16 protein-coding genes are annotated in these 22,391 nt (G+C 73.4%); 9 read left to right on the top strand and 7 right to left on the bottom strand.

Features of this window, described 5'->3' with window-relative positions:
* Positions 1-57 precede the first annotated feature (57 nt).
* Together WCD41_RS01995 and WCD41_RS01990 are read right to left on the bottom strand one after the other, a co-directional pair.
* On the bottom strand, positions 58-837 hold the full coding sequence (locus WCD41_RS01995; RefSeq protein ID WP_337711700.1) for a helix-hairpin-helix domain-containing protein: 780 nt from the start codon (positions 835-837) through the stop codon (positions 58-60).
* 10 nt (positions 838-847) lie between these two features.
* Entirely contained in the window at positions 848-3,805 is a 2,958-nt protein-coding gene (locus WCD41_RS01990) for an NHL domain-containing protein (protein ID WP_337711699.1), read from the bottom strand.
* Positions 3,806-4,099: 294 nt separating this feature from the next.
* Here WCD41_RS01990 and WCD41_RS01985 point away from each other — a divergent pair, with 294 nt between their 5' ends.
* On the top strand, positions 4,100-5,248 hold the full coding sequence (locus WCD41_RS01985; RefSeq protein WP_337712316.1) for a GDSL-type esterase/lipase family protein: 1,149 nt from the start codon (positions 4,100-4,102) through the stop codon (positions 5,246-5,248).
* Between the two features lie 33 nt (positions 5,249-5,281).
* On the opposite strand, the gene WCD41_RS01980 is transcribed toward WCD41_RS01985, so the two are convergent.
* On the bottom strand, positions 5,282-8,173 hold the full coding sequence (locus WCD41_RS01980; RefSeq protein WP_337711698.1) for a TIR domain-containing protein: 2,892 nt from the start codon (positions 8,171-8,173) through the stop codon (positions 5,282-5,284).
* 323 nt (positions 8,174-8,496) lie between these two features.
* Here WCD41_RS01980 and WCD41_RS01975 point away from each other — a divergent pair, with 323 nt between their 5' ends.
* The gene (locus WCD41_RS01975; RefSeq protein WP_337711697.1) at positions 8,497-8,700 is read left to right on the top strand and encodes a hypothetical protein; all 204 of its coding nucleotides are present in this window, start codon (positions 8,497-8,499) and stop codon (positions 8,698-8,700) included.
* On the opposite strand, the gene WCD41_RS01970 is transcribed toward WCD41_RS01975, so the two are convergent.
* On the bottom strand, positions 8,679-9,281 hold the full coding sequence (locus WCD41_RS01970) for a hypothetical protein (RefSeq protein WP_337711696.1): 603 nt from the start codon (positions 9,279-9,281) through the stop codon (positions 8,679-8,681). The genes WCD41_RS01975 and WCD41_RS01970 overlap by 22 nt on opposite strands.
* A gap of 112 nt (positions 9,282-9,393) precedes the next feature.
* Here WCD41_RS01970 and WCD41_RS01965 point away from each other — a divergent pair, with 112 nt between their 5' ends.
* Positions 9,394-9,984 (top strand): TetR/AcrR family transcriptional regulator, encoded by a 591-nt coding sequence (locus WCD41_RS01965; RefSeq protein WP_337711695.1) that lies wholly within the window; start codon positions 9,394-9,396, stop codon positions 9,982-9,984.
* Between the two features lie 6 nt (positions 9,985-9,990).
* Here WCD41_RS01965 and WCD41_RS01960 read toward each other — a convergent pair whose 3' ends face one another.
* From WCD41_RS01960 to WCD41_RS01950, 3 genes are all read right to left on the bottom strand, one after another.
* Positions 9,991-11,010, bottom strand: a complete 1,020-nt coding sequence (locus WCD41_RS01960; RefSeq protein ID WP_337711694.1) for an LLM class F420-dependent oxidoreductase — start codon at positions 11,008-11,010, stop codon at positions 9,991-9,993.
* Positions 11,011-11,015: 5 nt separating this feature from the next.
* Positions 11,016-12,698: an AMP-binding protein gene (locus WCD41_RS01955; RefSeq protein WP_337711693.1), complete on the bottom strand. Its 1,683-nt coding sequence runs from the start codon at positions 12,696-12,698 to the stop codon at positions 11,016-11,018.
* 69 nt (positions 12,699-12,767) lie between these two features.
* Complete coding sequence (locus WCD41_RS01950) at positions 12,768-13,517, bottom strand: TetR/AcrR family transcriptional regulator (RefSeq protein WP_337711692.1); 750 nt, start codon at positions 13,515-13,517, stop codon at positions 12,768-12,770.
* Between the two features lie 202 nt (positions 13,518-13,719).
* On the opposite strand from WCD41_RS01950, the gene WCD41_RS01945 reads away from it, so the two are divergent.
* The 6 genes from WCD41_RS01945 to WCD41_RS01920 are packed head-to-tail and all read left to right on the top strand — an operon-like array spanning position 13,720 to position 22,380.
* On the top strand, positions 13,720-14,871 hold the full coding sequence (locus WCD41_RS01945; protein ID WP_337711691.1) for an acyl-CoA dehydrogenase family protein: 1,152 nt from the start codon (positions 13,720-13,722) through the stop codon (positions 14,869-14,871).
* 14 nt (positions 14,872-14,885) lie between these two features.
* A complete protein-coding gene (locus WCD41_RS01940; protein ID WP_337711690.1) occupies positions 14,886-16,454 on the top strand; it encodes an AMP-binding protein in 1,569 nt (522 codons plus the stop codon).
* Positions 16,455-16,458: 4 nt separating this feature from the next.
* Complete coding sequence (locus WCD41_RS01935; RefSeq protein ID WP_337711689.1) at positions 16,459-18,057, top strand: acyl-CoA carboxylase subunit beta; 1,599 nt, start codon at positions 16,459-16,461, stop codon at positions 18,055-18,057.
* 5 nt (positions 18,058-18,062) lie between these two features.
* The gene (locus WCD41_RS01930; protein ID WP_337711688.1) at positions 18,063-20,072 is read left to right on the top strand and encodes an ATP-binding protein; all 2,010 of its coding nucleotides are present in this window, start codon (positions 18,063-18,065) and stop codon (positions 20,070-20,072) included.
* Positions 20,069-21,619, top strand: a complete 1,551-nt coding sequence (locus tag WCD41_RS01925) for a class I adenylate-forming enzyme family protein (protein WP_337711687.1) — start codon at positions 20,069-20,071, stop codon at positions 21,617-21,619. Before WCD41_RS01930 ends, WCD41_RS01925 begins: the two co-directional genes overlap by 4 nt.
* Positions 21,616-22,380, top strand: coding sequence for an enoyl-CoA hydratase/isomerase family protein (locus tag WCD41_RS01920; RefSeq protein ID WP_337711686.1), 765 nt, complete (start codon positions 21,616-21,618; stop codon positions 22,378-22,380). The genes WCD41_RS01925 and WCD41_RS01920 overlap by 4 nt, the downstream gene beginning before the upstream one ends.
* Positions 22,381-22,391 lie beyond the last annotated feature (11 nt).

Here is a 22,391-nt window from a genome sequence, read left to right as displayed (position 1 = left end):
CACCACCTCCGTCGACGACGTTCGTGAGCCGGACGCGGGCGCCGGGCTCCCTCGCGATCAGGTGAGCCGTCGCTGCAGTTCCTCCAGCGCCTCCCACCGCTGCGCGGCCGCAAGAGCCGCTTGATCCGGCCACGTCGTGGGGTCGGCACGGTTGAAGCGCGGGCCGCCACGGGTGAGGATCTCCCGGAGGGCGCCGGGGTCGCTCGCCGCGAGGTCGGCGAAGGTCTCGACACCGTGCTGCCCGAGGAGGTCGGCGATCTGCGGACCGATGCCCTCGACGAGGGCGAGGTCGTCCCCCGGGACCGGCACGCCGGTGCGCTGCCGGGCGGTGGCCTCGAGCAGGCGGACGAACTCGTCCTTCTCGTAGGTCTGGTTCGGCGCGAAGTTGCTGTGCACCGGGGCGAGCGGGACGAGGAACTCGTGGTCGTGGTCGACACCCGAGAACCACATCGCGAGCACGTAGCACTCCGGGACGCGCAGGAGGCCGAACCGGTAGTCCGCCTCGAAGGCCGGGGTCGGCCCCTCGTCGTGCAGGGCCACGAGGTTGTCGACGTGGTCGCCGGCGTTGATGAGGTCGAGCCGGTGGGTGCCGTCCCCACTGTCGACACCGATCTGGACGACCTGGTGCCCGCCGCGGTCCGAGCGCACAACGTGGCGCCACCCGACCAGTGCGGCGGCCTCGAGACCGCGGCCTGCCAGTAGCTCCTCGACCCCGAGGTCGTGGACGGGATGGGGCATCCCGACGATCTCGGTGCCGGGATCGAGGTGCAGCGGCACGACGTGCTGGGTCAGGACCTCCAGGCTGGGGGCGGGTGGGGCAGCGGCGGCGATGGGCACGGCGGTCTCCTCAGGTGTCCGCGGCCCAGGCCGGCCGGGTGTAGACGGTGTCCTGCCACGACGCACCCTGGTGATAGGAGGCCGGGAACGTGGACTCGGGTTGCGCCGTGACGCCGTGGAAGGGGTCGGACACGACGAGCATCGGCTCGGGCTGCTTGCCCTCGGCCCGAGCGGTATAGGTGCCCGTCAGCACGACGAAGTGGGAGCCGGGATCCGGTGCCGTCGGACTCGACCGCTCCCAGGTGAGCCGAGCCAGGACGGGCCGTCCCTCACGGACGGCATCGCGGGCGCCCTTCAGATCCTGACGCTCGACGACCTCGGCGAAGATCCCGAGTCTCGTCAACGGCGGCGTGACCCGGTTCGGGTAGTCGAACTTCTCCGGGTTGTGCTCGCCCAGCACGGCGCCGGCGCCGAGGGGCGCGTCGAAGGCCTGGGTCCAGAAGCTCCACGCCAGGTCCCGGGCACTCGCCGTGACCAGGTCCTCCTGACTCGGCACCCGGCGCCCACGCCGGTAGAAGGTGGCCACGGACACCGACGTCGCCGCCCAGCACCAGTCGACGCCGCGCTGCGTCTGTACGTAGAAGGGCAGCACGGTGTCGAGGTCTGCGGGGTCGAGGACCTGCTCCGGGGGCAGGTGGTTGCCGGTCGGCGAGAGGTCCCGCCCCAACCGGATGCTGCCCGGCGCCCGCCCGCGCAGGTGCCACGCGCCGACGCACTTCTCGCCGGGCAGCGCGGCCACGTCGAGATCGGTGCGGAAGTACGAGAACGCCGGGTTGTCGTTCCACTCCCACCGGCAGTCGGCCGCCTCGGGCGCGGCATCCACGAGGTCGCCGCTCTCCTTGCCGGCGTCGCGGTAGGTCGTCCAGTGGACGTCGCCGGGGTCCCGCGGGGCGCCGAACACGAACGTCTCGGTCTCCGTCGTCTCCTTGTTGGTGGGTCCGGGGGCCTCGTCGGGGTCGGGCAGTCCCGTCACCGTCATCGTCGACGACGTCGTGCCCGGCTTCGGCTCCAACGGACCGAAGCGGTACGTCGCGAGCTGGGTGTCGTCGACGTCGAAGTTCGTGATCAGTTTCGCGGCCCGGCGCTTCATCTCGCGCAGGGTGGGCTGGAGCTCTCCGGTCTTGGTGGACGACCTCGAGACGGCTTTCCCCTCGGGGGTCACGATCGCGGTCGTCCCGGTCGTCGTGACGGTGTAGCCGACGTCGTCGCTGGTCGGTGGCGCGTAGGACACCGTCGCGGCGTACGTCGGAGCGACCTCGGGTGAGGGCGCGACGTTGATGCGCGGGTTGGTGACGAGCCTCGTCACGTTGACGACGTCGGTCGCGGAGAGGGCGCCGGCCCAGAGGAACGCGGCGCGGACGAGACCACGGGTCGTGTCGCCCGGCTCCTGGTCCTGGGGTGCGGTGCCCGAGACCGGCAGGATGCGGTCGAGGTCGAGGGGCGCCGTGCTCGACACGTCCGCCGTGGACACCGCCGCCGGCTCGACCGGGTCGACGGAAGCGGCGTCCAGGTAGAGGCGGCACGTCCCCGTCGCGTCGCGGGTGAAGACCACGGTGTGCTGGAAGCGGGTCGACCCGTCCGGCAGGGCGACCACCTTGCCGTCGACCTGTCCCTTCAGGGCCGCGTCGTCCAGGCGGAAGAACATCTCCTGCTGCGTGCCGTCCCCCGCGTAGAGGGTGACGACGACGTAGCGACCCGCGGTGCGCTTCGGCGGGTCGACGACGAGGGTGAGCGCCCACCCTCCGCCCTTCCGGTACGGCGCGTGCCGCGACACGAGGTTGCCGCGCTGCGCCTCGTCGGGCTTCGCGCCCGGGATCACGTCGGGACACACGAGAGCGAGGACCGAGAACGCCCCGGTGCCGAAGTCGTAGGCCGTCGCCGTCGGGACCGAGAACGTCGGCAGGTCGACGCGGCGGATGTCCGGCGCGCCGAAGCAGGTGATGAACAGCGACCCACGGCTGTCGACCGCGACCCCGGTGGGGTTCGCGAGAGCCACGGCCGTCGCGGACGCGCGGTCCGCCCCAACCGCGTCGCGCGGAGAGCCGGTACCGGCGACCGTCGAGATGGCGCCCTTCGGGGTCACCATCCGCACCCGGTGGTTGGAGGTGTCGGCGATGAAGAGGTTGTCCTCGCCGTCGAGGGCCACGCCCACCGGCCAGCTCAGTTGGGCCCGGTCCGCGGGGCCGCCGTCGCCGGCCGGGCCGCTGCCGTTGCCGCCCGCGACCCGCCGGAGCTTCTTCGCGGCGAGGTCGAGGCGCAGGACCCGGTGGTTGGCGGTGTCGCAGATGTAGAGCGCCGTGCCCGCCGCGTTCATCGCGAGACCCCGGGCCCACGTCACCGTGCCCCCACCCGCGCCGAGATCACCCTCGGCGGTCCAGGTCATCGTCGAGATCACGCCGTCGAGCGCCACCTTGCGCAGGCACCGGTTGTCGGTGTCGGCGATGTAGACGACGCCGTCCTTGTCGACCGCGACGGCCCGAGGGCGGTTGAGTCCCGCCGCCGTCGCAGGCCCGCCGTCACCGTCGAGCACACCCGGGCCGCTGCCCCGCGCCAACCACCGACCGGCGAAGACGCTGATGGTGCCGTCGACCGCGATCTTCTTGATCACGTGGTTCCAGCTGTCGGGGACGTACACGTTCCCGGCGGCGTCGAAGGCGGGGCGCCCGGGGTAGTAGAGCTCCTTGGCGAGCTCGTCGGTCTTGCCGTCCCACCGGCCCGCGCGCTGCCCGACGACGACCGTCCCGGTGCCGTTCGGTCGGAGGCGGTAGACCCTGCCGTCGGCGAGGAAGAGATCGTCGTCGCCGTTGATCGCGATCGGGAGTGGTCCGGCCGCGCGGTACCCGAGGGCGGGGTCGACGGAGATGGTGGACGCACGTCGGGCACGGGTCGTCGTGCTCGACCCGGTGGTCGAGGGCGTCGATGGGCCGACGCCCGGAGCGAGCGGCGACGCAGGGATGACCGCAGTCATGGGTTCGCTCCGATCGGGGAGGAGACGCCGCAGCAGCGACGGCGTGCGGGGAGGCGAGCAGACCGGCCGCGCGCGATCACGCTAGTAGCAGCGCGTGACATCAGCGTGGGCCGTTGGGGTGAACCAACGCGTCCACCAGCGCGGCGGGATTCCGCTCAGTCGCCGTACCGTGGGGGCTTTGTGCACCTCGGGCTCGCCGGCGGGTTCAGCCACGGCGAGCGCGACCCGATCAGAGCTGGACCTGGGTGCTCGACGCCCTCGACTCCCTACCGGAGGGACACCGCCGTGCCTGAGCTGACCGCCACGCCCATCACCGCCGACCTGGTGCGCGGCGCGGTCGAGCTGGAGACCACCGACCGCGGAATCCGCCCGCACCGCCTGCCCGCCTGGGCCCGGGCGCGCGCCGACCCGCAGGTGCTCAGCGCCGAGTCCTGCCCGGCGGGGGTCCGGCTCGTGCTGCGGACCTCGGCCACCGTCGTCGAGATCGACGCCCACCGCACCACCACCTCGTTCCGCGGCATGCCGCCACGTCCCGACGGGCGCTTCGACCTGCTCGTCGACGGCGTCCCCACCGACCAGCAGCACTCGAGCGGGGGCCGCGCGATCGTCCTCGACCTCGCCACCGGCACCGTGGAGACCCACGACGGGCCGGTGGGCACGGTCCGGTTCGCGGGGCTGCCGCCGCGCGAGAAGCGGCTCGAGGTGTGGCTGCCGCACCACGAACCGACCGAGCTCGTCGCGCTGCGTGCCGACGCCCCCGTGACGCCCGCGCCGCCCGCGGACCGGCCGGTGTGGGTGCACCACGGCAGCTCGATCAGTCAGGGCTCCAACGCCGCCGGCCCGACGGGGACGTGGCCGTCGCTGGTCGCCAGGACCTGCGGCGTCGAGCTGGTCAACCTCGGCGTCAGCGGCGGCATGATGCTCGACCCGTTCGTCGCGCGCGTCATCGCGGCCCTGCCTGCGGACCTCATCAGCGTCAAGATCGGGATCAACGTCGTCAACGGGGACGTCATGCGGCGACGCGCCTTCGCCCCCGCCGTGCACGGGTTCCTGGACACCGTCCGGGACGCGCACCCGACCACACCGCTGCTCGTCGTCGGCCCGATCCTGTGCCCCATCCACGAGACGACCCCCGGCCCGGGGGCGCCCGACTTCGCGGACGGCACCGTCCGGTTCCGGGCCACCGGCGACCCGGCCGAGGTGAACAGCGGACCGACCGGGAAGCTCTCGCTGCAGGTGGTGCGCGACGAACTCGCCGGCGTCGTCGCCCAGCGTGCCGACGACGAGCACCTGCACCTGCTCGACGGACTCGCGCTCTACGGGGAGGGCGACGCCGACGCGCTCCCCCTGCCCGACCGCCTGCACCCCGACCCCGCCACCCACGAGCTCATCGCCGAACGCTTCGCCGCGCACGCCTTCGGACCGGGTGGGCCGTTCGCGTGACCGGAGCCGCGCCTCCGTCGCCTCAGTGCGCGGTCACCCGCACGGCGGCGACGGGTCGGCACCGGGCGGGAGCAGACGTTCCTCCTCTGAGGTCGTCGGTCGGTCGGCCAACCGGCAGAGGTTGTCGAACCACTCGCGTCCGTTCAGCGCGACCACGGTCGAGCCGTACGGCCCGTTGGCGCTGAGCGTGCGGCCGTCGGGCTCGCTCTCGTCCAGGCTCTGGCTGAGGGGGAACACGCCACTGCGCGATCCGCGCGTGACGTCCCAGAACACCAGGCCCGAGTCGCCGTCCTCGGTCAGCAGGTAGCCGTCCTCGGTCACCTCACGCATCTCGATCACGTCGGGGGCGGCGAACGGAGGGCGGACCTGCTGTGCCGTGTCGGCGTCCCACACGGTGACCGAGGCACCGTCGTAGGCGAACAGCTGCGCGCCGCTGCGATCGAAGGTGAGGCGCTGCATCCCGTCGGTCGGTGGACGCCCGGGCAGGACGTGGATCCTCCGCTGCTCGGTGAGGCTCCAGATCTCCGCGAGAGAGCCGGGAGCGTCGATGGCCACTTGACCGGGGTGACCCGGACGAGCGACCACGCGCTGGGCGCCGCGATACCGATCCCGCTCCTGCGGGGTGGCTCCCAACGGAATGGACACGACCTCGCCCGTGCGCTCGTCCCGCGCCGCGAGGACCGCCCCGCAGAGGGAGATCAGGAGACCACTGCTGCGCGTCGCGCTCATGCCGTTCGCGCCGGGGGTGCAGGGGATGACGTCCGAACGAGTCGTGCCGAGGTCGGGCAGCGCGAACTCGGTGCGGACCCAGTGCGGTCCGACGTCGTCGAGCGCGGACAGGCCATCCCGCTTCACGAAGAGCCCGTGCGCCCTCCGGTCGTCGGCGCTCAGCAGCCGTTCCTTCACCGCGAGGACGCGACCGGTCGCGACGTCGACCACCGACACGTCCTGACCTCGCTGGCTGAGGAGGAAGCGACCGTCGCGGGTGCTGGCGACCTGGGGCAGCGCGACGTACGTCGACGCCGACGACTCCGGCCGGGGCGGGACGACCTCCGGATGGAGCTCGACCAGGGCGAGCGAGCGTCCGTCGGGGGCGAGCAGCCGCGGAGCCTGCCCGCCCGTGAGCACCGCCGGTGGGGCCGGTGGCCGCGTGAGACCGACCTGATCGACCGTCTCCCGAGGCACCTCGGCCCACCACCGCGACCCGTCGACGAGCGAGGCGATCCGGACGAACTCCCTGCCGGGTCGATAGCCCCCCGCTCTCTCCACCACGTGTGTGCCGTCGGCGCTGATCTCCGGCGGGACACCGAGCCATCTGCCGCCGGCACCGCACGTCGGCCCGAAAGGTAGCGACGCCCAGCGCCTCGTCTCGGCTCCGGTGACCATGTCGCGAGCGACGATCTTCTGATCACCGGACACGCCGTCGCAGCCGAGCTCCATCCCGGTCGCCACGACGGTGTCCGGCGTGATCTCGCGCAGCACCGCTCCCGTGCGCATCGAGCGCGCGGCGGAGCCCGGACCGACGGCGCCGTCACGCGACCCCGGACGGGCGAGGACCACCTGCTCGAGGTCGTCGCTGGCCGCCACGCTGTCGACGTCGGGCTCCTGGCGGAGGTCGAAGCCGTCGGGCAGCGGCGCGAGGTCGGGGAGCGACCACAGCCGGACGGGTCGTGGTGTCGAGCCGAGCGGAGGCGCGTAGACCAGGTGCCTGCCGTCTCCCGTGACGACCGCCGCGCCGGGACCACCGGCGGCGGCGCGGGGCGGTTGCAGCACGACCGGTCCGGTCCGCCGCACGGTGTCCCACAGCCGCAGGGAACCGTCGGTGGAGGTCGCGACCACCCATCGGCCGTCACCGGAGAGCGCGAAGCGCGCCGTGCGCGGAACGTCCGGCAACGTCCAGCTCGCCGCGCCGTCGAGCGGGTCGGTGAGGACCTGCGCCGTGCCGCCGGCCAGCAGGGCGATCACCCGCCCGTCCCGGGAGGCCTGCGTGGCCTCGATCGTGGCCGGTGCGGTGGACACGAGCCGGTCGACGGCGCGGTGGGTGAGGTAGCTGCGCGCCACGGCCTCCCGGGCCGCGGGGCTCGTCGGGTCGGCCCGGTAGGCGAGCAGGGCGAACTGGGTCGCCACGTCCGGGTCGGACGCCGACCGGGCGAGGGCGAGACCGCCGAGACTCTCGGCGTTGGCGGCGTCGAGCTGACGCTGGACGGTCTGGCCGCGCCGGATGGACGCCACCGCGAGGGTGCCGACGAGGAGCACCAGCACCGCGAGCGCCGCGATGACGGCGGTCCGCAGCTTCTGGGTGCGGCGGTGCTGCCGGACGTCCTCGCCCTCCAGCTCGTCCTTGGTGGTGCCGTGCATCGGCGCGGCGAGACCGGCCACGGCGTCGCGGAACCGCCCGTTCCGCAGTGTCAGGTCGACGTCGCGGCGAGCCCAGCCGAGGTCGAGGTAGAGCGGCTGGGTGGCGAACGCACCGAAGAGCGCGGGAGGCAGGGCGTCCGAGACGTCGGGGTCGAAGTCGTTGCGGGAGTCGTCCCACCGGCAGGTGCCCTCGGTGACGACGAGCAGGATCGACTCCGGCCCACGTGTCGCGAGCCAACGCTCGATCTCCTTGCCGACCCACTCCGACGACGCGGCCGCGGGCGAGGCGAGCACGACGAGGTGGCGTGATCCGTCCATGGCGGCGCAGATGCTCGGCCACAGAGCGGGGCTGACCGCGAGTCCCGTGTCATCGCGGAAGACCTCGAGCGCCCGACGCCGGTACCACCGCTTCCCGAGCTGCTGCAACGCGCGCTGGAGCTCCGGCGCGAGCATCAGGTCCGCCGCGTGCGAGTAGGACAGGAAGGCGTCGTAGCGCTTCGGGGGCCGCTCCGACGGGGGCGGATCCAGGGCCGCGATCCTCGGGTCAGGGACCGGAGTGCCCACCATCCCCCCGGAGGTGCCCTGCGGTGACGATCACCGCGTGGAGCGACCGTAGCCGCCCGGCCGGGTAGCGGGGAGGGCCACCCGGGCGAGAAGGGTCGACGCGGGGTGGACCGACGGCGCGGTCCGCGTCGCCGTCCCCGACCCCGACACCGGACGCAGCAGCGCCGGCTGGACCCCGCTGACCCGGACCACCTTCGACGGCGGGGTCATCGGCGTCGACACCGACGCCGTCCCACGGCCGCAACCGCTTTCCCCTTCAGTCGCGCCGCGCAACACGGTGGGAATGAGGTGGTATCCCGCCGACGCGGCATGCATCCTGCGATGCCATGACCGCGATGCCGGACGACGCCGGAGCCCGGTGCGAGCACGACGACGGCGCAGCTGACGATCACCTGCACCTCGACGCCACCCACGACCGTCCGGAGCTGACGGTGTTCCAGACGGCGGCGTGGGTGCCCCCGGCGTACCGCGAGGCCTACCTCGAGGGTGCGGCGTCCGTCCTCGGGCGTCACCCGCGCACCGGGTCCTGACCTCCTGACGACACCCTCCCCCGGCCGAGACGCAGCGCCGAGACGGCGAAGAAGACGCCGCCGAGCAGGGCGTAGCCGGCCACGGCGACCAGGGACGCCCCGGCGTCCGACGCCATGAGGACGAAGGACACGCCCGCCAGCACGGAGAGCCCTCCGCTGGCGATCATCGCGCCCTGTCCCCCGACCCGCCGTCGGCGCAGGGCCACGACGAGCTGCACGACGCCGGCCACGACGGCCCAGGCGCCCCACACCCGCAGGACGGCCGGGACGTCGGAGGTGACCGTGAGGGCGACTCCGATCGCGGCGAGGGCACTGATCGCGATGTTCACGGCCAGGCCGGTGGACACGCCGCGCGCCGCCCCACCGGCCGCCTCGACCCGCGACGAGCGGGCGTCGATGACGGCGGCGACCACGTCGACCACCGGGTAGAGCACGAGCAGCACCGCGGTCACGACGCCGACGCTCGACGACGTCGCGAACAGCAGGACCGCCCAGACCAGGGCGAATCCGGAGCGCGCGAGGTAGAGACGTCGCAGCGCCGGCGCGACGGCCGCCGGACCGGGAGCGATGGTGGTGGTCATGCCGGGTTCCTCTCGTTCCATGTAGAAAGACCGTTCTCTCTACTCAGGGAGACCGTGGCACACCTCGGCAAGGACAGCAAGACCGATCGTTCTTTCTGCTAGCGTCGACCCCATGGCAACGACCGTCCCCGCGCGCTCCGAGGCCCGGGAACGCCTGCTGACCACCGCCGGCGAGCTCTTCTACCGCGAGGGGATCCGGGCCGTCGGGGTCGAGCGCATCCTCGGCGAGGCACCGTCCACGCGGGCGACGTTCTACCGGCACTTCCCGTCGAAGGAAGACCTCGTCCTCGCGTACCTGAGCAGCGTCGACGACCGCACCCGCGCCGTGGTGCAGGCCGCCGTCGACACCGCGCCGTCACCGGCCGACGCGCTGCGGGCGATCGGCGCCGCCGTCACCGACGACCTGGCCGACCCGGCGTTCCGCGGCTGCGCGTTCCTCAACGCCGCCGCCGAGTACCCCGACCCCACCGACCCCGTCCGCAGGCTGATCCTCGACCACCGCGCCTGGTACGTGGCCACCCTGACCGACCTGTTCGGCCAGGTCTTCGGCGACTCACCCCGCCGCGGCAGGCCCGAGGACGCCGCGGCGCACTTCGTCATGATGCGCGACGGCGCCATGACCGGCGCCGGGCTCGACGGTGCCGACAGGGTGGGAGCGGCGTTCCGGCGCGGCCTCGAGGGCCTGCTCACCCTCCTGCACTGAGATGAGCTACAGCAGCGCCGCGGCCACCGCGCCGATGTCCTCGGGCAGGCCCTGCACGGCGATCTCGTCGACGACGGTGGCCTCCCACCGGTCGAGGTCGCGGCGCACCTTGCCCACCGGCCCGACGAGCGCGACCTGCTCCACGACCTCGGTCGGGATCGCGCGGGCCGCCTCGTCCTTGCGTCCGGCCAGGTAGTGCTCCTGCACCTGCCGGGCCGCGGCGCCGTGGCCCATGCGCACGAACACGTCGTGGTGGAAGTTCGCACCGGCCGCCCCCATGCCGCCGATGTAGAGCGCGAGCTCCGGGCGGACGCGGTCGGCCGCGCGCTCGACGTCGTCGTCGAGCACCACGGGCACGGTCGCGACGACCTCGAAGTCCTCGGGGCGACCACCCGGGCGGCGGGCGAAGCCGGAGGCCAGCGCGTCACGGTAGAAGTCGTCGAAGCCCGGGGCGAAGAACATCGCGTGCCAGCCGTCGGCGATCTCCGCGGCGAGCGCGACGTTGCGGGGACCCTCGGCGCCGAGCTGGACGGGGAGGTCGGGCCGGAGCGGGTGCAGCGACGACTTCAGCGGCTTGCCCAGCCCGGTGCCCTCGGCGGGCAGGCGTTGGAACTCGCCGTCGTAGGTGACCGGCTCGCGCCGGGCCAGGACCCGGCGCACGACGTCCACGTACTCCCGTGTGCGCGCCAGGGGCCGGGCGTAGGGCACGCCGTGCCAGCCCTCGGAGACCTGCGGGCCGGAGGCGCCGAGGCCGAGCACGACCCGGCCGCCGCTGAGGTGGTCGAGGGTCGTGGCGGCCATGGCGGTGGCGGCGGGCGTGCGCGCGGGGATCTGGGCGACGGCGGTGCCCAGACGCACCCGGCGGGTGAACGCCGCGGCGAACGCGAGCGGCGTGAACACGTCCGAGCCGTAGGCCTCGGCGAACCACACCGAGGAGAAGCCGGCCTCGTCGACGGCCCGCAGGCGCTCGGCGAGACCGGGCGGCGGTGTGCCGGTGAAGTGTCCGACGTTGATCCCGACGCGCACGGTGATCAGCCGGCGTAGAGGTCGGCGTAGCGGGCGCGCAGCTTGTACTTGAGGATCTTCCCGCCGACGGTCTCGGGCAGCTCGTCGGCGAAGACGACGGCCTTCGGCGTCTCGTAGCCACCGAGACGCGCGCGGCAGTGGGCGACCAGGTCGTCCGCGGCGACCTCCGCGCCCGGCGCGGTCACGACGACGGCGGTGACGGCCTCGCCCCACCGGTCGTGCGGGAGGCCGACGACCGCGACGCGCTGCACACCCGGGTGCTCGTAGAGCACGGCCTCCACCCGCAGGCTCGAGACGTTCTCGCCGCCGGACTTGACGATGTCCTTGATCCGGTCGACGGCGATCCGCAGGCCGTCCTCGTCGACCGCCGCGCTGTCGCCCGAGTGGAACCAGCCGCCACGGAAGGCCTCGCGGGTGGCCTCCTCGTTCTTGTAGTAGCCGGCGGTCATGATCGGGCTGCGGTACACCGCCTCGCCCGCCACCCCGGGCTGGTCGCGCAGCGAGCCCCCGACCTCGTCGACGACGTCGGAGGCCAGCAGCGGGCTGGGCAGCCCGACGTAGTTGGTGGCCGGCGCGGTGCGCTCGTACGTGTCGGGCCACTTCGCGGGCCAGAAGCGGTGGCACGCGATGGCCTCGGTCTGGCCGAAGATCCCGAGCACCACGAGGTCGTCGCCGGCCCGGTCGAGCAGGGCGCGGTAGGTCTTGGGGGCCAGCGCGCCCCAGCCGTAGACGAGCACCCCCAGGCTGCTCACGTCGTGCCCCGCGGTCTCGATCTCGCCGGTCAGCGCCGCGACGAACTGCGGCGACCCGGCCCACAGCGCGGTGACGCCCTCCTCGGCGACGGCCAGCGCGACCTGGTCAGGCACCGGGCGGCGCCCCAGGACGAGCGTGCCGCCGGACAGGAACGCGGAGAGCGTGAAGATCAGGTCGCCGACGTGGTAGATCATCGGCAGGAACGTGCCGACGCGCAGGTCGCCCTCGAGCCGCACGCCGCGGGTGAGCGAGAGGGCGAAGTTCATGGCCGCCAGGTAGCTCGACGCGTGCGACGTCATGACGCCCTTGGGCATCGCCGTGGTGCCCGAGGTGAACAGCATTTCCCAGATGTCGTCGCCGTGGATCTCCACGTCCGGCTCGTCCGCCGGCTGCCCGTCGAGGAACGCGGGGAACGACGGACTGCCCGCGACGGGCTCACCGCCCACCGTGACGGTGGCGCCCACCGACAGCCCGGTGCGGTCGAACACCGCGGCGACGCGGGGCCAGAGCTCGGCGTCGACGATCGCGAGCGCCGGCTCGGCGTGCCCGATCAGGTACTCGACGACGTCCTCGGCGAGGTTCGGGTTCAGCGGCATGACGACCATGCCCGCCTTCGCGATCCCGATCTTGGTCAGGAACGCCTCGACCGAGTTCTCGCAGCACAGGAGGACGCGGTCGCCGGGGCGCAGCCCGCGGGCCGCGAGCGCGTGGGCGACCTGGTTCGCGACGCGGTCGGCCTCGCGGTAGGTCAGGGACCGGAAGCGCTCGTCGGCGAACGCCCCGGGGCGCCCGACGATCGCGGTCTTGTCGGGGTAGCTCCACGTGAGCCGCTCGAAGACGTCGCCGACCGACGTGCGTTCCCAGCGCTGCACCGCCCGGCGCCCGCGCAACGTGGTGACGTCGAAGGTCGTGGTGCCCGCGCCCGCACTGTCCACCCGTGCCTCCTCGCCGTCGCGGTGTGACGTGCAGCATCCCGAGCCGGACCGTGGTGGCGCAAGGGTCAGTTATCCGCCATTCACTCCGGCGCCCTCGAGACCCAGGCAGCGGCGGGCCATCTCCTCGAGCATCTCGGCGAGCCGCGCGGGCTCCAGGCCGCTGTGGTGGAAGAGCACGGCCTGGGTGGTGCCGAGCGCGGCGTGCACCACGACGCGCAGCTCCGCGTCGGAGAGTTCCTTGCGCAGCGGCGCGAGCGCGATCACCCACTCCTCGACGTAGTGGCGCTGCGCCCGACGCAGACGCCGCAGGTCGTCCTCGGGCAGGTGGTGCGCCTCGCGGTAGTAGACCTGCAGCAGGCGACGCTCGTCGATCGCGAAGCGCACGTGCACCCCGACGAGCCGCCCGAGGGCCTCCCGGTCGCCGGGGGCGTCGGCCACGGCGGCGGCGGCGGCCCGCTCCATCTGGTCCATGAGCTGCTCCAGCAGCGCGCTGAGCAGCGAGGACTTGCCGTCGAAGTGCCGGTACACGCCCGAGCCCACGATGCCGGCGGCAGCACCGATGTCGGCCATCCCGACGGCGTGGTAGCCGTGGCGTGCGACGAGGTCGGCGGCGGCGGCGAGGATCCGGTCCTTGCGCGCGGGGTCGCGACGGCGGCGGGGGCGGGCGGCCTCCTGCTCGGTGGCGGCCACAGTCGCGGGCGCGGGCAGGGCGGCGGCGTCGGTGTGCTCGGTGTCGTCGGTGGCACCGGTGGCGTCGGTGGGGACGCCGCCGCCGGCGACCTCGACGAGCGCCGGTGCGCCACCCTCGGCTGCCGTCACGCCCTGCTCCTCTCCCGACCGTCGGGCTCGGCCGTGGTGAACCCGGCTCACTCGGGCGCGCTCCGCGCCCGCCCAGCTCACGGACCCGATGTGTCGAGGCAGCGTAGCGCGTCGCCGCCGGGTTGCCCCTTCTCAGTGTCGGTGGGACGCGCTACGGTCCCTTCCGAGTGAACGACGGATCACGTTCGGGGCGGGAGTCGCAGTGGACTTCGTGGAGACCGACGAGCACCGCGATCTGCGGGCCGCCGTCGCGGACATCGCCGCGCCGTTCGGTGGTGACTACTACGTCGACCACGCGCGCCGGGGCGCGGAGTGCACCGAGCTCTGGCACGCGCTCGGCGACGCGGGCTTCGTCGGGGTGTCGGTCCCCGAGGAGCACGGCGGCGGGGGCGGCGGGCTCGTCGAGCTGGCCCTCGTCTGCGAGGAGACCGCGGCGCAGGGCGCGCCGATGCTGCTGCTGCTGGTCACGCACGCGATCTCGGCCGCGGTGATCGCCGAGTACGGCACCGGGGAGCAGCGCAAGGAGTGGCTGCCGGGGCTGGCGAGCGGCCGGGAGAAGGTCGTCTTCGCGATCACCGAGCCTGGCGCGGGCTCGAACACCCACCAGCTGGCGACGACGGCCCGTCGCGAGGGCGACGAGTGGATCGTGCGCGGCGAGAAGTACTACATCTCCGGGGTCGACGACGCCGAGGCGCTGTTGCTGGTCGCGCGCACCGGGAAGGACGAGCGCGGCAACGCCCGGCTCTCCCTCTTCCTCGTCCCCACCGATGCGCCGGGCCTGCAGAAGATCCCGCTGCCCGTCGACGTCATGCTCCCCGAGAAGCAGTTCACGCTGCACTTCGACGACGTCCGGCTGCCCGCGACGGCGCTGGTCGGCGACGAGGGCCAGGGCTTCCGTCAGGTCTTCCACGGCCTCAATCCCGAGCGCATCACCGGTGCGGCGCTCTGCGTCGGGATCGCCCGCTACGCGCTGGCCCGCGCCGCGCGCTACGCCAACGAGCGCGAGGTCTGGGGCCGGCCCATCGGCGCGCACCAGGGGGTCGCGCACCCGCTGGCCAAGGCGCGGGTGGAGACGGAGCTGGCCGCGCTGATGACCCGCAAGGCCGCCTGGCTGCACGACCAGGGGCTGCCCGCCGGCGAGGAGTCGAACATGGCCAAGTACGCCGCCGCCGAGGCCGCGCTCGCCGCGGTCGACGCCGCGATGCAGACCCACGGCGGCAACGGCGTGGCCAGCGAGTTCGGCCTCCTCCCCTACTGGGGCCTCGCCCGGCTGCTCCGGATCGCCCCGGTCAACCGGGAGATGATCCTCAACTTCGTCGCCCAGCACGGCCTGGGCCTGCCGCGGTCCTACTGAGAGGGGAGCTCGCGATGGACCTGCAGCGCAACCTGGCCCGGCGGATCAACGTCGGCGACGCCCTGACGCGGTCGGCGGCCGCCCACCCCGGCCGTCTCGCGGTCGTCGACGGCGACCGACGGCTGACCTACGCCGAGTTCGACGCCTGGGTGAACCGTCTGGCCCACGGCCTGCTCGCCCGCGGTTACGCGGTCGGCGACGCCCTCGCCCTGGCCGCGGGCAACAGCGCGGAGTTCCTCGCCGTCTACTACGCCTGCGCCAAGGTCGGCGTGGTGTGCGTGCCGATCAACCTCGGCTGGCGCCCCGATGAGGTCGCCTACGTGCTCGACCACTCGCAGGCGCGCGGGATCGTCGTCGAGAGCCAGCTGGCCGCGACGATCGCCGAGGCGACGAGCCGGGTACCGGCCGTCGCCGAGACCGTCGTCGCCCCCGGCACCGGCACCACTGATCCCGGCGCGACCACCCTCGACGCGCTCGCGACCAGCGACGACTCCCCGCCCGAGGTCGCCGTCCCGGACCGCGCGCCGCTGTCCTACCTGTACACGTCGGGCACCACGTCGTTCCCGAAGGGCGTCGTCGGGACGCACCTGGCGATCCACCTCGAGTCGATGTCGGCGGCGCTGGACTCGGGATGGAGCGGCGAGGACCGGTTCATCGCGATGATGCCGATGTTCCACACCGCGCAGCTCAACGCGTTCTGCACCCCCGCCGTCGTCGTCGGTGCGACCATCCACGTGCACCGCGGCTTCGACCCGGCGCGGTTCCTCGAGACCATCGAGCGCGAGCGGATCACGCAGGTGTTCGGCCTGCCGGTGATGTACCGGACGGCGCTCGACCACCCGGACTTCGCGGCGCGGGACGTGTCGAGCCTGCGGCGCGCGGTCTACGCGATGGCGCCGATGCCCGAGGCGCAGATCAAGGCGTGCCTCGACGGCTACGGCTGCGACTTCGCCCTGCTGTTCGGGCAGACCGAGATGTCCCCGATCACCACGCTCTTCCGCCCCGAGCACCAGCTCAGCCACGTCGGGTCGGTCGGCACCCCACTGACCGGGGTCCAGGTGGGGATCATGGGGCCGGACGGGGAGCTCCTCGGCCCCGGCGAGCACGGCGAGATCGTCTACCGAGGTCCCTCGACGATGCAGGAGTACCTCCACGACGAGGCCGCCACCGAGAAGGCGTTCGCGCACGGGTGGTTCCACTCCGGCGACGTCGGGTGGTTCGGCGACGACGGCGTGCTCTGGTTCGCCGACCGCTACAAGGACGTCATCAAGACCGGCGGCGAGAACGTGGCCTCGCTCGAGGTCGAGCGCGCGGTCTACGACGCCGAGCCGGCGGTCGCGGAGGTCGTCGTCGTCGGACTACCCCACGCCCGCTGGAGCGAGGCGATCACCGCGGTCGTCGTCCCGAAGCCCGGCGGCACCGTCGAGCCCGACGCGCTGATCGCCGCGCTCAAGGAGCGGCTCGACGGCTACAAGGTCCCGAAGGCGGTGATCGTCGTCGACGAGATGCCGAAGACGTCCACCGGCAAGATCCAGAAGAACGTGCTGCGCGACCGGCACACCGACCACTACGGAGGTCGCTGACCCGATGGCCGTCCTGCGCTCCCTGCTCGACACCACCTCCGAGAGCTACGTCAGCAACCGCAAGAACCAGCTCGAGCTCGTGGCCGCGCTCGACGAGCAGCTCGAGCTCGTGGTCGCCGGCGGCGGCGAGCGCTACACGGCGCGCCACCGCGACCGCGGCAAGCTCCCCGTCCGCGAGCGGCTCGCGCTGCTGCTCGACCCGGACTCCCCGTTCCTCGAGCTCTCCGCCCTCGCGGCCTGGGGCACCGACTTCACCGTCGGCGCTTCGGTGCTCACGGGGATCGGCGTGGTCTCGGGCGTCGAGTGCTTGATCATCGGGCACGACCCGACGGTGCGCGGCGGCGCGATGAACCCGTACTCGCTGCGCAAGACGCTGCGGGCGCTCGAGATCGCGCGCACCAACCGGCTCCCGGTGATCAACCTCGTGGAGTCCGGCGGCGCTGACCTCCCGACCCAGGTCGACCTCTTCGTCCCCGCCGGGCGCATCTTCCACGAGCTCACCGAGCTGTCCTCGATGGCGATCCCCACCGTCGCGCTGGTCTTCGGCAACTCCACCGCCGGCGGCGCCTACGTCCCGGGGATGTGCGACTACGCCGTCCTCGTCGACCGTCAGGCCAAGGTGTTCCTCGGCGGGCCGCCGCTGGTGAAGATGGCGACCGGCGAGACCGCCGACGACGAGTCCCTGGGCGGCGCCGAGATGCACTCCCGCGTCTCCGGTCTCTCGGACTACTTCGCCACCGACGAGCGCGACGCCATCCGGCTCGGCCGCGAGATCGTCTCCCGGTTCCACTGGCAGAAGCTCGGTCCACCGCCCTCGCCGCACGCTCCGGAGCCGCGCTACGACCCCGAGGAGATCCTCGGGCTGCTCCCGCCGGACACCAAGGTGCCGTTCGACCCCCGCGAGGTGCTCGCCCGCACGGTCGACGGTTCCGAGTTCGACGAGTACAAGCCGCTCTACGGCACCTCGCTGGTCACCGGGTGGGCGGCGATCCACGGCTATCCGGTCGGGATCCTCGCCAACCACCGCGGCGTGCTGTTCAGCGAGGAGGCGAAGAAGGCCAGCGAGTTCATCCTGCTCGCCAACCAGACCGACACCCCGTTGATCTTCCTGCAGAACACCACGGGCTACATGGTCGGCACCGACTACGAGCAGGGCGGGATCATCAAGGACGGCGCCAAGATGATCAACGCGGTGACCAACAGCGCGGTCCCGCACATCACGATCAACATGGCGTCGTCGTTCGGCGCCGGGAACTACGGCATGTCCGGGCGCGCCTACGACCCGCGGCTGATGTTCGCGTGGCCCGGCGCGAAGCTCGCGGTCATGGGTGCGGCGCAGCTCGCCGGGGTCATGTCGATCGTCGGGCGCGCCTCGGCGACGTCGCAGGGCAAGCCGTTCGACGAGGAGGCCGACGCCGCCCGGACCCGCGCCATCGAGGCGCAGATCGAGAACGAGGCGCACTCCTTCTTCATCTCGGGGAAGCTCTACGACGACGGCATCGTCGATCCCCGCGACACCCGCACCGTGCTCGGCATGTCCCTGTCCGCCGTGCACTCCACCACCGTCGCCGGCCGTCGTGGCTTCGGCGTCTTCCGGATGTAGGCGCCATGAACCCTTCCCCGTCGCCGCGCGCGCCCCGGACGATCACCAAGCTGCTGGTCGCGAACCGTGGCGAGATCGCCGCGCGCGTCATGCGCACCGCCCACGCGCTGGGCATCGGCACCGTCGCCGTGTACTCCGACCCCGACGCCGACGCCCCGTTCGTCGCGCTCGCCGACGAGGCCGTCCGGCTGCCCGGCGCGTCACCGTCCGAGACCTACCTGCGGGCCGACCTCGTCATCGCGGCCGCCCGCACGACCGGCGCCGACGCGGTGCACCCCGGCTACGGGTTCCTCTCCGAGAACGCCGGGTTCGCGCGCGACTGCGCCGCCGCCGGCCTGGTGTTCGTCGGGCCGACGCCCGAGGCCATCGGGTCGATGGGCTCGAAGCTCGAGGCCAAGGCGCTGATGCAGGCCGCCGGGGTCCCCGTGCTGCCCGGGGCGACCGTCACCGACGACACCGACCTCGACGCCGTGGCCGCCGAGATCGGCTTCCCGGTGCTGGTCAAGGCCGCGTTCGGCGGTGGCGGGCGCGGGATGCGGATCGTGCGCTCGGCCCCCGAGCTGCGGGATTCCGTCGACGGGGCCCGGCGCGAGGCCGCGTCGGCGTTCGGCGACGGCACGGTGTTCCTCGAGCGGTTCGTCGAGGACCCCCGCCACGTCGAGGTGCAGATCGTCGGCGACACGGCCGGCGAGGTCGTCCACCTCTTCGAGCGCGAGTGCTCGATCCAGCGGCGCTACCAGAAGATCGTCGAGGAGAGCCCCTCACCGGCGGTCGACGAGGCGCTGCGCGACGAGCTCGGGACGGCTGCCGTCGCCGCCGGGAAGGCCATCGGCTACACCGGGGCCGGCACGGTCGAGTTCGTCCTGGACCGCGACGGAGCGTTCTTCTTCCTCGAGGTCAACACCCGCCTGCAGGTCGAGCACCCGGTGACCGAGCTGGTCACCGGCCTGGACCTGGTGGCGCTGCAGCTGCGGATCGCGGAGGGGCACCCGCTGCCGGCCGAGGTGACCGGCGCGCGCATCGACGGGCACGCGATCGAGGTGCGGCTCTACGCCGAGGACGTGCCGGCCGGGTACCTGCCCGCCACCGGGACGCTGCACCGGTTCGTGGTCCCGGCGCTGCCGGGCGTCCGCGTCGACACGGGCGTGGTCGACGGCTCGGTCGTGAGCCCGCACTACGACCCGATGCTCGCCAAGGTGATCGCCCACGGCGCGACGCGCGCCGAGGCCGCGCGCACGCTCGCCCGCGCGCTCGCGCGGGCCGAGCTGCACGGCGTCACGACGAACCGCGACCTGCTGGTCGGCATCCTGCGCGACGCGGAGTTCCTCGCCGGCGGCACCGACACCGGCTTCCTGCCCCGGCACCCGGAGCTCGTCTCCCCGGGGCCCGACGACGGCGAGCGCGTCCGTGCGGTCGCGGCGGCGCTGGCACTCCAGGCCGAGCACCGCGCCGACGCGCCGGTGCTGCGCAGTGTGCCGACGGGGTGGCGCAACGTCGGGGGTCCGCCGCAGTCGGCGTCGTACGCGACGGGCGACCGCACGATCGACGTCACCTACGCGTCGCGCCGCGCCCGGCTCGACGTGGCCGTGGACGGCGAACCGCTGCCGGTGACGCTGGTGGCGGCGTCGCCGGAGCAGGTGACGCTGGAGGTCGGCGGCGTGCGCCGCGCCTACCGGGTGCACCGCGCGGCGGGATGGACGTTCGTCGACGGGCCCGATGGCGCGAGCGCGTTCACCGACGTCCCCCGCTTCGCCGACCCGAACGCCGTCGCGCACGCGGGGTCGCTGCTCGCACCGATGCCGGGGACCGTGGTGCGGGTGCTCGCGGCCTCCGGCGACGCGGTGACCGCCGGCGCGGCCCTCGTCGTGCTCGAGGCGATGAAGATGGAGCACACCGTGGCGGCGCCGGTCGACGGCGTCGTCGGGGAGATGCACGTCGTGCCGGGCGACCAGGTCGAGACCCGGCAGGTGCTCGCCGTCGTCGAGGACGCCACCGCCGCCGAGGAGGCCTCGTGAACATCGCGGTCCTGCTGCGCCGCGCGGCGGCCGACCACGCGGACGACGTCGCGGTGCGCCTCGACGACCTCGAGCTCACCCACGCCGAGCTCGCCGAGCAGGCCGGACGCTTCGCGGCCCACCTCCGGGCCGCCGGCGTGGGGCCCGGCGAGCGCGTCGGGTTCTTCCTGCCCAACATCGTGGAGTACGTCGTCGGGCTGCTCGGGACATGGCAGGCCGGGGCCGTCGGGGTGCCGCTGAACTACCTCTTCCCCGACGCGCCGCTGCGCCACGCCGTCACCGACTCCGGAGCGCGGCTGCTCGTGCTCCCGCCCGGGGACGTCGAGCGGGTCGAGTCGGTCCTCGAGGGCGGGGCCCCGCCGCTGCTCACGACGGGGCCGGGAGGCTCGTTCGCGCAGGCCGTGGCGGACACGGCGCCGACCGACGCCGTCGTCCCGCGCCTGGACGGCGACGACGCTCTGATCATGTACACGTCGGGCTCCACCGGCGTGCCCAAGGGCGTGCGGCAGACGCACCGCAACGTCCTCGCCGAGGCCGAGGGCACCATCGAGTTCTACGGGATCACCGGCGCCGACCACGTCCTCAACTGCATGCCGATGTTCCACGTCGGCGGCCTGCAGCTCGCGTCGGTGCCGCTGCTGCTGCGCGGGGGCCAGATCACGCTCATGCCGCGCTGGGACGTCGAGGTGTGGCTCGAGATCGCCCAGCGGCTGCGCCCGACGATCGGCGGACTGATCTCGACGATGATGATCGACGTCGGCAACCGGACCGCACGCGACCCGGTCCGGCTGGACTCGTTCCGGTTCTGCATGTTCGGCGGCTCCCGCACGCCGACCGCGGCGATCGAGCGGCTGGAGAACGGCACCGGCATCCCCGGCACGGAGATCTACGGGCAGACCGAGCAGAACGGCCTCGTCGTCACCTACCACCCCGGCGAGCCGCGGCGGCCCGACTCGATGGGCCGGCCGCTCGACCACATCGTGGCGACGCGACTGGTGCCCGTGGACGGCCGGGAGACGGAGCGCAGCGGAGATCGACCCGACGACACCACGGACCTCGAGCCCGGCGACCCCCGCGTCGGCGAGCTCTGGGTGCAGGGCGACGCGGTGACGCCCGGCTACTGGCACCTCGAGGCACCCGAGAAGTGGGCGGTCGACGCCGACGGCCGCCGGTGGTTCCGCACCGGCGACCTGATGTCCCGCGATGCCGACGGCTACCTCTACTACGTCGACCGCATCGACGACATGATCGTCTCCGGCGGCGAGAACGTGTTCCCGCAGATGGTCGAGGAGCACCTGGCGGGCCATCCGGACCTCGCCGAGGTCGCCGTGATCGGCACCGCGCACGACCGCTGGGTGGAGCAGGTGACCGCGGTCGTCGTGCCCAACCGCCCCGGCGTCACCGTGGCGGCCCTCGACCGGTGGTGCGCCGAGCACCCCGACCTGCGCGGCATGCACCGGCCGCGACGGATCGAGATCGTCGAGGCGCTGCCCCGCACCGGCAGCGGCAAGCTCAACCGCCCCGAGCTACGGAGGATCTTCCCGTGACCGACGTGGTCACCTACGACGTCGTCGACGGCGTCGCCTGGTTGACGATCGACCGGCCGGAGGCACGGAACGCGCTGAGCAAGGACGTGCGCGACGGCCTCTGGGAGGGCACGCACCGGTTCGTCGCCGACGACTCCGCCGCGGTCCTCGTCCTGACCGGCGCCGGCGAGAAGGCGTTCTGCGCGGGTGGCGACCTCAAGGAGATGGCGGAGTCGTCCCTGGAGATCCCACCGCCGGACTTCCTGCCGCAGTTCGGGCGCAACGTCGAGGTCGCGAAGCCGACGATCGCCGCGGTCAACGGCGTCGCCTACGCCGGCGGGTTCCTGCTGGCCCAGCAGTGCGACCTCATCGTGGCGGCCGAGCACGCGCGATTCGCCGTCTCGGAGGTGAAGGTCGGGCGGGGCTCGCCGTGGGCGGCGCCGCTGTCCTGGCTCGTCCCGCCGCGGGTGGCACTGGAGATCCTGCTGACCGGCGACCCGCTGGACGCCGCCCGGGCCCGCGAGGTGGGGCTGGTCAACCACGTGGTGCCGGCCGCGGACCTGCGCGACCGCACCCAGGAGCTCGCGGCGCGGATCGCGGCCAACGCGCCGCTGTCGGTGCGGGCGGCCAAGCGGACGGCGTACCTGTCCGCGGAGGCGCCGCGCGAGCAGGCGTACGCGCGCGCCGAGGAGATCTGGGCGCCGGTGTACCGCTCCGCCGACGCGCAGGAGGGGCCGGCGGCGTTCCGCGACAAGCGGACCCCGGTCTGGACGGGGAGGTAGACGGGATGCCG

This window comes from Actinomycetospora aeridis (assembly GCF_037400275.1).
GTDB classification, from domain to species: domain Bacteria; phylum Actinomycetota; class Actinomycetes; order Mycobacteriales; family Pseudonocardiaceae; genus Actinomycetospora; species Actinomycetospora aeridis.
This window is presented reverse-complemented; position numbering and strand designations above follow the sequence as displayed.